8 protein-coding genes are annotated in these 11,656 nt (G+C 49.9%); 4 read left to right on the forward strand and 4 right to left on the reverse strand.

Annotated features, from left to right (window positions below; translation table 11 throughout):
• Window positions 1-210: 210 nt before the first annotated feature.
• The 3 genes from ACYU87_RS21880 (at window position 211) to rdgB (ending at window position 2,814) form a co-directional block, all read left to right on the forward strand.
• The gene (locus ACYU87_RS21880) at window positions 211-1,227 is read left to right on the forward strand and encodes a DHH family phosphoesterase (RefSeq protein ID WP_461136233.1); all 1,017 of its coding nucleotides are present in this window, start codon (window positions 211-213) and stop codon (window positions 1,225-1,227) included.
• Between the two features lie 24 nt (window positions 1,228-1,251).
• Window positions 1,252-2,169: an FKBP-type peptidyl-prolyl cis-trans isomerase gene (locus tag ACYU87_RS21885; RefSeq protein ID WP_461136234.1), complete on the forward strand. Its 918-nt coding sequence runs from the start codon at window positions 1,252-1,254 to the stop codon at window positions 2,167-2,169.
• Between the two features lie 66 nt (window positions 2,170-2,235).
• Entirely contained in the window at window positions 2,236-2,814 is a 579-nt protein-coding gene (rdgB, locus tag ACYU87_RS21890) for an RdgB/HAM1 family non-canonical purine NTP pyrophosphatase (RefSeq protein ID WP_461136235.1), read from the forward strand.
• Window positions 2,815-2,911: 97 nt separating this feature from the next.
• Here rdgB and ACYU87_RS21895 read toward each other — a convergent pair whose 3' ends face one another.
• The 3 genes from ACYU87_RS21895 to ACYU87_RS21905 form a co-directional block, all read right to left on the reverse strand.
• Window positions 2,912-5,032, reverse strand: a complete 2,121-nt coding sequence (locus ACYU87_RS21895) for a peptidylprolyl isomerase (protein ID WP_461136236.1) — start codon at window positions 5,030-5,032, stop codon at window positions 2,912-2,914.
• 184 nt (window positions 5,033-5,216) lie between these two features.
• The gene (locus ACYU87_RS21900; RefSeq protein WP_461136237.1) at window positions 5,217-5,768 is read right to left on the reverse strand and encodes a sll1863 family stress response protein; all 552 of its coding nucleotides are present in this window, start codon (window positions 5,766-5,768) and stop codon (window positions 5,217-5,219) included.
• Window positions 5,769-5,885: 117 nt separating this feature from the next.
• On the reverse strand, window positions 5,886-6,503 hold the full coding sequence (locus tag ACYU87_RS21905) for a thioredoxin family protein (RefSeq protein WP_461136238.1): 618 nt from the start codon (window positions 6,501-6,503) through the stop codon (window positions 5,886-5,888).
• 460 nt (window positions 6,504-6,963) lie between these two features.
• On the opposite strand from ACYU87_RS21905, the gene ACYU87_RS21910 reads away from it, so the two are divergent.
• Window positions 6,964-10,350: a lamin tail domain-containing protein gene (locus ACYU87_RS21910; RefSeq protein ID WP_461136239.1), complete on the forward strand. Its 3,387-nt coding sequence runs from the start codon at window positions 6,964-6,966 to the stop codon at window positions 10,348-10,350.
• Window positions 10,351-10,497: 147 nt separating this feature from the next.
• Here ACYU87_RS21910 and ACYU87_RS21915 read toward each other — a convergent pair whose 3' ends face one another.
• A complete protein-coding gene (locus ACYU87_RS21915) occupies window positions 10,498-11,595 on the reverse strand; it encodes a T9SS type A sorting domain-containing protein (RefSeq protein ID WP_461136240.1) in 1,098 nt (365 codons plus the stop codon).
• Window positions 11,596-11,656 lie beyond the last annotated feature (61 nt).

An 11,656-nucleotide genomic window follows, 5' to 3' on the forward strand; every position in this document is an offset into this window, starting at 1 on the left:
TTTATATCCAAATATTATTTCCCTACGCGGGCTGACCGCAAATGTAAGGGTTTACCCCGTAAATGCCACTTCGTGATTCTCTCAAGCCCATCTACACAGCAACCATCGGAGCAAAGGAATCAAAGTTATTGGCAACGATGGCCAAATCATCAATAGGAATTAGTATTATTCGTACTTTTGGGTTTCGATTATGGCCAAGGCCATTTCTATATGCAAGACATTGAAGCAATTGGTGCAGTTATCGCGCAAGCCCAAACTGTACTGATTACGACTCACCAGAACCCGGATGCCGACGCGATGGGGTCATCGCTGGGGCTGGCGGGCTACCTTCGCAAAAAAGGCCATCACGTAACGGTTATTACACCGACCGAATATTCTCAGAACCTTCATTGGATGGCGGGTAACGACGGCGTAATCGCGTTCGAAGAAAAGCTGCGGGTATCCGTCAGTCAGCAAATTGCCGAAGCCGATGTTATCTTCTGCCTCGATTTTTCGAGCCTCGACCGTATTCGTGAATTAGCCCCGCTTGTGCGCCAGTCTCGTGCCCGCAAAATTCTGATTGATCACCATCTTGAACCGGAGTCCTTTGCCGACCTTGCCCTCTGGGACCCAACGGCTGCCGCCACCGCAGAATTGGTATTCCAACTGATTGTAACGCTGGGTGACAAGGACCTGATTGATGTTCCCATTGCCGAGTGTCTATACTCGGGCCTGATGACGGACACCGGTTCGTTCCGGCATCCGAACACAACGGGAAATGTTCACCGCATGGCGGCCGAACTGGTAGACCTCAACATTGATGTCAGCAGCATTCACCGGCGCATCTTCGATAACGTAACCATTGACAAATTTCGATTGCTGGGCTACGTTTTAAATGAAAAGCTGCGGGTTTTGCCGGAATACAAGTTCGCTTACATTACGCTCACCGACGCCGAACTGAAACAGTACCGCTCCAAAACGGGCGATACGGAGGGGATGGTCAACTACGCTCTGGCGGTAGAAGGTGTCGTGATGGCCGCAATTTTAATTGACCGGAACGACGAGATCCGCATCTCATTTCGTTCTATAGGAAACTTTTCCGTGCGTGATCTGGCCAATAAGTACTTTGATGGTGGTGGTCATCGCAATGCTTCCGGTGGGCGGTCCAAACTATCCCTGGCTGAAACAGAGCAAAAGTTATTAGCCGTATTGCCCGAATACCAGCAGTTACTGCTGGCAACAGTGTAGAAAAATTAAACCAAGTAATCTCTCATGTCTCTTAAAAATTTCGGGAAAGCCGCCCTACTCGTCGCTGTTGTTGCGGCCTGCGGTAAGAACCGCCAACAGGTTACGGAAAACGGCCTGAAGTACACAATTCACGAACAAACCGAAGGCAGCCGTAAAGGCAAAGTTGGGGATATTCTTACGCTCCATCTTACCCTGATGAATAATAAGGATTCTGTTCTGCGCGATACGCACAAAGAAGGGGTTCCCTTCCAGATGCTGTTGCAGGTGCCTCCTTTCAAGGGTTCGTATGAAGAAGGCCTGACTATGCTTGGCAAGGGTGATAGTGCTACGTTCTACGTAAGCGCTGATTCGCTCTTCACGCGGGCTATGCAACCCTTACCTCCGGGTGTGCAGAAAGGTACCGACATCGGTATTGCCGTGAAGCTGTTGAACGTACAGACGGAAGATGAGTACAAAAAAGCTCAGGCCGTCGATATGGAGAAGCAGAAAGGTATCGACGCTAAGGTTATTGAAAACTACGTTGCCAAAAATGGCCTGACAGGCAAAGTTCAAAAAACCGAATCGGGCGTGTACTACGTTGTTACGCAACCGGGCAGTGGGCCAACGCCAAACAAAGGCGACGTTGTGCAGGTGCATTACACGGGCAAACTGCTGGATGGTAAAGTGTTCGACAGTTCGCGCACAAACCCACAGGCAGGTGGCAAACCCGCTCAGTTCCAGATTGGGGTTGGTATGGTGATTCCAGGTTGGGAAGAAGGCGTCAGCAAGATGCACAAAGGCGAAAAGGCTACGCTGATTATTCCCTCGACGCTGGCCTATGGCCCACGTGGCAACCAGGGTATTGCACCAAACTCGGTTTTGCTATTTGATATTGACCTGATTGACATCCAGAAAGGACAGCCTGGTCAGGGGCAGCCAGGCATGCCACAGCCGGGCCGGTAAACCAGTACGCTACTTTTAGTAGAAGCCGTTTGCAGTTGCGACTGTAAACGGCTTTTTTTGTCCTCTATGGAACTCTGTTTTGCGACAAATAACGAACATAAGCTAGCGGAAGTCACGGCCAGACTGGGTGGTGCCTTCACGCTGAAAACTCTACTCGACATCGGCTGTACCGACGAGCTACCCGAAACATCAGGGACCATTCCGGGCAACTCCCGCCAAAAAGCCGATTACGTCTGGACTCACTTCGGCGTTTCCTGTTTTGCCGATGATTCCGGTCTGGAAGTCGATGCATTGCATGGTGAGCCGGGCGTCGATTCGGCCTATTACTCGGGTAGTCGAAACCATGAGCAGAACATTCAGAAATTACTGACTAATCTGGCCAGCGAGAAAAACCGGACGGCTCGCTTTATTACTGTCTTCACGCTGGTACTCCACGGGGTCGAACATCAGTTCGAGGGCATTGTTAACGGTCAAATACTGAACGCCCCTCAGGGTACAGGTGGTTTTGGTTACGACCCGGTTTTTCTTCCAGACGGCTACGACCGCACATTTGCTCAAATGACAATGGACGAGAAAGGCCTTATTAGTCACAGAGCGCAGGCCCTTACCAAGATGATTGCGTATCTGACAGCACAGATAAAGTAACGCGGACCAAAGGGAGGGATGTTGTGCCACCTCGCTACATAAAAAAGCCCCCATCTACTTTAGACGGGGGCTTTTTTATGAACGTATCGGCTGGAGACTAATAGAACTTAGCCCGACGATCTTCAACGTTGGCGGCTTCTTTAATAGCTTCATTGATGTAGAAACCGATCCGCGATGTATTATTCTGCTGAATTTGCGTTTTGTACATGGTGTAATCAGCAATGGCCGGGGCTGGCGTCAGCGCCATCGTTTCCATCACCAACACTCCTCCTTCGCCAATAAATGGCTTGGAATGCTTGCCGGGTTTCTGCCCGAACGCTTTACCCAGCGCTACCGGATCAACACCGGCACTGCGCAGGAAGCCCGTTGCCAGGTTCACATCGTCAACAACTTCTACCAGCGCACCGGCACCGAATTTCTGCGCGATGCTTTCCAGCGATCCGCTCGTATTACCCAACTTAGCAATGATCTGCTCGCCTTTCAGTTCGTTCCGAACTTTAGCGGTCAGTTCATTCCGGTAGTCATTGACTTCAACTTTGTCTTTGGATGTTTTGTTGGTCAGTACAGCGATAACGTACTGGTCACCAACTTCAAATGGTTCCGAAACCGAATTAACATCCGTTTTGTCATTAAAGGCCCACCGGACAATTTGCCGCACTTCTGTACCCGCCAATGCATTGATTTGATTGGCGCCTTCGGGAATACGATCAGCCGTCGCAACAACGAGTGATTTGTCCTCTTTCACTTTGGCATCGAACTCTTCTTTCGTATTTACGTCCGATGCGAATTGGTCGGCTTTGCGCAGTGCTTCATCACGAGTGGTCTGGCTTGGCGTAATAGACTTACCAATGGCCGCGATGCGATACAATACGTTTGTTTTGGGTTGCGTAACCTTAATGATGTGGTAACCGAATTCGGTTTCAACCAGACGGGGAATCAACCCCGCTGACGTTGCTCCGAAGATAGCTGTTTCAAAAGGTTTCACCATCTGGCCATTGTTCTTGAAATAGCCCAGGTCACCCCCTACCGAACGCGATCCATCGTCGCTGTTGGTTTGGGCCAGCGCTTCAAAACTAGCCCCTCCCTGAATCTGCTTCAGGATACCTTCTGCCCGGCGACGAGCATCGGCTTTGGCCGAGTCAGCAAGACCTTTTGTCTGAATCAGAATATGACTGGCCCGAGCCGTAAAGTTGGTATCTTTTTTGGTTCCGCTGTACTTGTAAATAAAATACGTGTTGCCTTCACGGAAAGGACCGTAGATGCCACCGGGCGCGAAGGTCGGGATAGCCGCCCGAAGTTGCTCGGGCATTTCACCGGCTGTCAGGTACAGAGGCACCCGAACATCGCTGTTCTGCTGAGCAAAGGTCGAATCGTTGGTAGCCCCACCCAATCCGCGAGCCAGCGATTTAATCTGGCCGTAGAGTGCTGCGCTATCTTCTTTAGAAGGCGCTACGGAGAAAGTCACGTACTGAATTGACCGGCTGTCGGTACCCGGAAATTCGTCTTTGTGCTTCGACAGGTAGTCCTGCAACTGAGAGTCCGTTACTTTTACCGTCGTATCATTGATCGTGTAATACGGTACGAACAGCATTTTCACATTTGCTTTCGAATTCTGAGCCTGGTATTCCTTCTGTGCTTCGGCAGTAGTGGCAAATACCGACAGGCGCATGAGGCCTTCGTATTTATCCCGGAGCCGGTTGGACGCCAGGTTCTTCTCAAAACTAGCCCAGGCAGCCTGCTGCTGAGGAGGAAGGTTTTTCAACCCTTTGAGGTAGCTGATAATGGAGCTTTTGTCGAAAATGCCGGTTTGCGGATTCGTGAAGGCCTGCCGAACAGCAGGGCTGATGTTGTTTCCCTGTACCATATCAACAAGTTCTTCAGAGGAAACCATAAGGCCCAGCTTATCGAACTCTTTCTGATAGGCAATGTCAAATAACATCTGATTCCAGGCCTGCTCACGAATTTGAGCCAGATCCTGATCCGCGGGAGCCCGTCCAGCCTGTTGCTCAAATTGTGCCCGCAGTTCATCTACCTTAGCATTGAACTCTTGATAATCAATGGATTGACCCGCAATCTCACCAACTTCCTGCTGGTTACCGCCAAACAGCAAACTACGGCCGCCCAGCAAATCACCACCCACAATGAACAGAATCAAACTGACGGCAATGATACCGACAGCTAGTCCCGAACGTTCTCTGATCTTATTAATGACAGACATTTCGCTTTTAACAGTCAATTTAGCCCGCAAAATAACAATTTTCCCTGTTGGAATACAAGTGATAACTGTATATCTATCCTCAAAACTGAGGAAAAGGCTCCACAGTATTTAAAAACAAAAAAAGTGCCGACCTCACGGGAGAGTCGGCACTTTTCGGATGATTTATGAGAGAAGCCTATCGGTACTAGTTATCGTCACGCTTGAGTTTGTCGCCTGCTTTGTCAAAAGCATCGCCTATCTCATGACCTGCTTGTTTGAAGCCAGCTTTAACGTCTTTCCAAGCATCAGCCGTTGCGTTTTGGGCGTGGTCAATGTCTTCGCCTAACTCCTTGCGCTCTACCTCAAGCTTGGCTTTCTGGCGTTCGGTTTCTGCTTTGGCCTTATCGCTCTGTTTATCGGCTTTCACCTTCAATTCTTCGATTTTAGCGTCCAGTTTATCTTTTTGGATATTCATTTTGGCAACCGCTTCGTCGCGTTCCCGTTTGAAATCAGCCGCTAACTCATCCGTTTTAGCCTCTGCTTTATCACCCGCTTCACGCATATCTTCTTTAGCATCGGCGGTCGCATCTTTCGTGTCGGCAGAGATCGCGTCACCTGTTTTTTCAAGGGCGTCTTCGGTCCGCGACTCGTTTTTGTTGTCGGAACCACAAGCTTGCAGGAGCGCCAGCGATGACACCAGCATGAGTGTACCAGCCACGTGTTTAATACGGGTCAAAAGCAATGGATGTTTTTTCATGATCATTGTGTAGTTTGATTTCACAATAGTGAATGGACAAACGATATGCCAAAAAAGGCCGAGCCCCGAAAAGAAAAAAGTCGAAAACATTTTCCTGACGGAATCAGTTGGGCCGTCTCACTTCCATTTTATGGCGCAGCCAATTGGTTTTGTAATCGGGGATTGCACTGGCCGACCGTTGAGAAGGCTGCTGACCGCTTCATCTACATACCGACGCTGTGCACTGGAGCCATCCTGTGGACTATCGTCGATTGCGCCCATGTATTCGAGGATAAACTGACCGCCTGCCTGCTTTAAGACATATACTTCGGGCGTACGGGTCGAGCCAAAAGCACGAGCGGTGGTCTGGGTTTCATCAATGGCATACGCAAACGAATAACCTTTTTCGCGCGAGCGGATTTGCATATTCTCAAACGAGTCGTCTTCGTAAGCTTTTGGATCGTTGGGCATAACAGCCAATACCGGGTAGCCTTGCGGTGCGAATTTTCGATCCAGTGCAACGAGACGGTCTTCATACGCTTTCGAGAAGGGGCAGTGATTACTCATGAAAGCAACTATTAATCCTCGCTGCGACCGGAATTCAGTCAGGGTAATCTGGCGCCCGTCTACATTCTTTAATCGAAAATCGGCGACAGCATCGCCGAGGCTGTATCCTTTTGTATTTTGAGCACGACCAGATTGAGTTAGTATCAGAACCAGCAACCCAGCCAATGACCAACTCGCGAAAGATTTCATTCCTAGTTTTTTAAATGTTCACAGATTAGATGAGTAACGACCGCGAAAGATTAATCCGGTTACCCGTTGATCTGTATCTGATCAATCTTTGCTGAACTGCCTATAAATATAGACGTTTCAATTTGTTTACAAATTTTCTATTTAGATAATTTAAGTGGATCTAAGCTTCTCTTGTGCTCTATTTTGCGTCAAATAGCTACTTGATTGTCAAGGTTCACTGAAGTCCGAACGGTTACTACTTGGTGAATACAACTGCTGTACTTTGTACACGGCTACTTCTGAGCCGAAAAAGAGATGGATTCTTGTCTACCAACTAATCATAACGTGCCGTAATAGTAAACAGAAAGCAACCTTATGTGAGCAAACGTAAAATATTTGATAACATAACAATTTGATAAGACCGAATGAAAGGAGACTAGTTTAGTTTTGTGATAGAAGAGAAACAAACTAACTCTATTTCATGAAACAAACTGTACGAACCCAAGTTGCCCGAGGACTACTCTTGTGTGCAGCTTTAGCATCGAATGTTGGCGGCTTCCTGAAAGTCCCACTTTTTGCCGGTGATAAAGTTGGCGTCAGTGGCAGCAACTTGTCTGAATCAACTCCGGTTAGTAGCAAGCCTGGTTGGTTGCGCATCACCAAATCTACCGTTTCGGATAAAGTCGGCAATCAACCCATAAGCGGAGCTAATTTTACTTCAGGTAAGTCTGGAGCATCTGTCAGCAAAGTGCGTTTAGCTAACCCGGGCGATATTGTTATTAGCCAAATATATGGCGGTGGGGGTAATAGTGGCAGCACGTATAAAAATGACTTTATTGAGTTATTCAATCGCAGCGGCTCACCAATTGACGTAACAGGTTGGACTGTACAGTACGCATCAACGACAGGTACATCGTGGGTAACTACCCCATTGAGCGGAACTATTCTAGCAGGCGGTTACTATTTGATTCAGGAACAAGCTGGTGCCGGCGGAACAACAAATCTTCCGACGGTAGATGCTACGGGAGCCATAGGCATGAGTGCGACTACCGGCAAAGTTGCGCTGGCGAATATAGCTACACCACTCAGCGGAAGCTGCCCAACCGGAGCTACCGTCATTGACTTTGTTGGGTATGGCACAACGGCGAACTGTTTCGAAGGGTCAGGGCCAACCGCAAATCTTACCAATGCAACCGCTGCCTTACGGGGCAGCAACGGTTGCACTGATGCAAACAACAATGCATCTGATTTCACAACGGGTGCTGCAAATCCTCGAAACTCATCATCGCCCGTTAGTGTATGTGGTACGCTTAGCCCGTCGATTTCGGTTACACCCAACCCCGTTGCACTAACGTACAACCTAGGTAGTGGCCCGTTGTCGCAAACAGTAACCGTCAATGCCAGTAATCTGAATCCGGCAGCCGGTAACGTCACGGTGACTTCATCGAACACCGCCGTTACTCTGTCTAATGGTGGCAATTTCGGTAGTTCGGTCACACTACCTTACACCAATGCGGGACTTACCAGCACCACGCTTGTTGCGCAATTAACGAGCGGTTTGAGTGCAGGTACTTATTCGACAACGCTGGTTTTCGCTGGTGGGGGCGCTACGTTCAACCTACCCGTTAACGGAACCGTTGTCGATAATAGTGCAGTCACGCTTATTCGCTCTATCCAGGGAACAACCCATATCTCCCCGCTCAATGGCCAGGCCGTCAACAACGTGCAGGGTATCGTAACAGGTCTGCGAAACAACGGCTTCTACATGCAGGACCCCAACCCGGACAGCGACGACCGTACATCGGAGGGTATTTTCGTCTTTCAAAATGCGACACCAACTGTTCCTGTCGGTGCATCGGTAACGGTGGGTGGTACGGTAAGCGAATTCCGTTCGGGTGGTAGCAGTGGAGGAAATAACCTCACAACGACCCAGATCAATACGCCAACGGTTACAGTTCTCTCTACTGGTAACGCATTACCCGCTGCGACGATACTCGGCAACGGCGGACGGACCATTCCAACGCAGATCATTGAAGATCAGACAGGTGACGTAGAAACGAGCGGGTTGACGTTTGATCCGGCCAGTGACGGTATCGATTTTTACGAAAGTCTGGAAGGTATGCTGGTGGCCATCAACAATCCCGTAACGGTCAGCCCCACACTCTCAGCCAATACGATTTGGGTACTGGCCGACAACGGTGCCAACGCCACGGGTCGTACGCCACGCGGTGGTGTGGCCATCAGTGCCAGTGATTTCAACCCGGAGCGGATATTGCTGTACACGGGTGGTGGTGGCAGTTTCCCGGCCACATCGCTTACGGCTATCAATGTCAATGCGGGCATCAGTTCCCTGACGGGGGTTATGGATTACTTTGGCGGAGACTACGAAGTGCTGCCCAGCACGGCCCTTACCATTACGCCCAGTACGCTGACTCGCGAAGCATCGACGTTGGTACCAACCGCCAATCAGTTAACAGTTGCCACGTTCAACGTCGAAAATCTGGATCCGAATGATGGAGCAACCAAATTTGGTAACCTGGCCAGTCGTATCGTCAACAACCTGAAATCACCCGATATCATAAACCTGGAAGAAATTCAGGATAATAACGGTGCCACAAACAACGGCACGGTCGATGCCTCAACGACGTTCCAGACGCTTATCAACGCCATTACTGCCGCTGGTGGTCCAACCTATTCGTACAAGCAGATCGATCCGGTCAACGGACAAGACGGTGGTGAGCCAGGCGGTAACATCCGTGTCGGTTTTCTCTTTAACGCAGCGCGTGTCACCTTCATTGACCGGGCGGGCGGCACCTCGACGGCAGCTGTCACGGTAACGAACGTGGGTGGTCAGCCTCAGCTTTCGTTTAGCCCCGGCCGCATTGACCCAACCAATTCGGCATTCTCGAGCAGCCGTAAACCGCTGGTTGGTGAGTTTGTGTTCAATGGTCAGAAGATCTTCGTCATCGCCAATCACTTTAACTCCAAAGGGGGTGATCAGGGTCTGTTCGGGAAGACGCAACCACCGGTATTGAGCAGCGAAGCCCAACGCAACCAGCAGGCAACCATCGTGCGGAATTTTGTATCCAGCATCCAGGCAATCGACCCAAACGCCAGCATCGTTGTCGCGGGCGATCTGAATGATTTCCAGTTCTCCAATCCACTTAATATTTTGAAGGGCAGCGGCCCAACCTCGCTAACGACACTGGTTGAGACCCTGCCAGCGAACGAGCAGTACACCTATAATTTCGGTGGAAATGCGCAGGTAATTGACCACATTATGGTTAGCAGTGGATTGAGAAGCCGATTGGATGCCTATGACGTTGTTCATATAAATTCGGAATTCTTCGATCAGGATAGCGACCATGATCCCAGCGTAGCGCGGTTTACGATAAACGGCCCTGATTTATCCCCAATTATCCGGCTTCCTCAGGCAAATTTCACCGCATCTGGCGACGATGCTGTACGCAACTTTATTGTGGAGCTGACCGAGTACGGTGGACAGGCAACCTCCAGCGGAAACATTGTCATTACCATCACGGCACCCTTGGGCTATTCGCTCGATTATGACAATAGCCGCACAACGATTAATGTCAGTGGCGGTACCACCAATCCGGTACCTGTAACTAACACAAATTGGTCGATTACATCCGGGGCGTCGGGTAGTCGGCAACTGAGCCTAACCATAAAGGCTGGTCAGGCAATTTCGGCGCTGAGCACGGCTACGCTTGGCTTTACCATTACCCGCACCTCGGCAAGCTCAGCCAGTACATCGAATCTTACGATCAATGTAAATGATGATGCCACCAAAACGTACGATGGGAATTCGACCAATAATATTTTCGTTCGAAATATCAATGCCCTGTAAGCAGCACGTGACCGTTGGCCTGATCGAATTTCGGTCAGCTGACAACTACTAGTTGATCCATACATACCGCAGCCTGGCTATCCCAATGGTCAGGCTGCGGTATTTTTATGCAGAGCCGTTACTGTCACTTATCAGGCTCTAAGCCGGCTACTGAATCAAGACAGCCACCACCTGTTTACGCCCTTTTATGTCTGCCTCGAGCCAGTATACCCCCGGCGACAGAGGTTGCTCAAACATCAGATCAGCCTCTCCTGGTCTTCTGTCGATGCGCCCGCGTAGAAGCTGACCTGTGGATGATAGCAGCCGCACGATAGCGTCGTCGGCGTTCCAAAGGCGCACATGAACCCGGTTGGGACTCGCCGGATTGGGGTATACACTGACTACGGGTTCGTCGGCTCGTATGATGGTTGATATAACGTCATACGTGTGCGCAGTTCCACTAATGTCAATCTGCGTTAATCGATAATAGTTAGCACCAGAGCAGGGATTAAGATCGGTTATGCCATAGTACTGGCGCTCGTTGGTGGTGCCGGTGGCCCTCATTTCGCCAACCAGTGTGTACCCCTCTAGATTGTCACTCCGTTCGACCCTAAAGTGGTCGGCCTTGTACTCGGTCGCGGTTGACCAGGCGAGTTGAACACGGTCACCTTCGGCCTTGGCGGTGAACGAAAGTAATGTAATGGGCAGTACGGCTGCGTTGATCTGGATCTCGTCCAGCCGGAGTGTACCATTCGATTGCGAGGCATTACAGGCGTACAGGCGAAAGGTGATGGTCGATGACTGGTTGGTAAAGTAGCCCCCATTCAGCGCAATAGATGCTGTCTGATAATTTTCGGTTGTTCCTGCCGAGAATAAATCACTACTAAAGCCATCAGCATTCGACCGGACCATGATCTGCTGAGGGCCTTCCGCAGAGCGGGAGAAAGCAAAGGAAAGTGTAGTAAGCGTAATTTGGGCCGTACCCTGAGGCTGAACCGAAAATTCGACGTATTCGCTGTTGTTGCAACCCGTAGTTGACCAGTGCTGGATGCTGTTTCCCAAACCAGCATACCCGGCAAAATACTTATTCAGTGTTTTATTAACGCCCGAATACGTAAACGAAGAAGCGTTTACCAAGCTGCTCGATGAATTTCCATTGTCCGTTCCTTCAAACGTCCAGCTGGCCGTGAAAGGGGTTGTCTGCGCGATGGCTGTAGACAACCCCAGTAAACACATCAATACCGAAGCAAGGGAAACTTTCTTCATAGGCAGGCGGATCTGTGCAAAAACACAGATTCTACCTGCAATCTAACTATTAACAAGTAAC

Source organism: Spirosoma lituiforme, assembly GCF_054776635.1.

Excerpts from the sequence above, each read along its gene's own strand:
- ACYU87_RS21880 (WP_461136233.1), top strand. The coding sequence starts at position 211 with ATGCAAGACATTGAAGCAATTGGTGCAGTTATCGCGCAAGCCCAAACT.
- ACYU87_RS21885 (WP_461136234.1), top strand. The coding sequence starts at position 1,252 with ATGTCTCTTAAAAATTTCGGGAAAGCCGCCCTACTCGTCGCTGTTGTT.
- rdgB (WP_461136235.1), top strand. The coding sequence starts at position 2,236 with ATGGAACTCTGTTTTGCGACAAATAACGAACATAAGCTAGCGGAAGTC.
- ACYU87_RS21895 (WP_461136236.1), bottom strand. The coding sequence starts at position 5,032 with ATGTCTGTCATTAATAAGATCAGAGAACGTTCGGGACTAGCTGTCGGT.
- ACYU87_RS21900 (WP_461136237.1), bottom strand. The coding sequence starts at position 5,768 with ATGAAAAAACATCCATTGCTTTTGACCCGTATTAAACACGTGGCTGGT.
- ACYU87_RS21905 (WP_461136238.1), bottom strand. The coding sequence starts at position 6,503 with ATGAAATCTTTCGCGAGTTGGTCATTGGCTGGGTTGCTGGTTCTGATA.
- ACYU87_RS21910 (WP_461136239.1), top strand. The coding sequence starts at position 6,964 with ATGAAACAAACTGTACGAACCCAAGTTGCCCGAGGACTACTCTTGTGT.
- ACYU87_RS21915 (WP_461136240.1), bottom strand. The coding sequence starts at position 11,595 with ATGAAGAAAGTTTCCCTTGCTTCGGTATTGATGTGTTTACTGGGGTTG.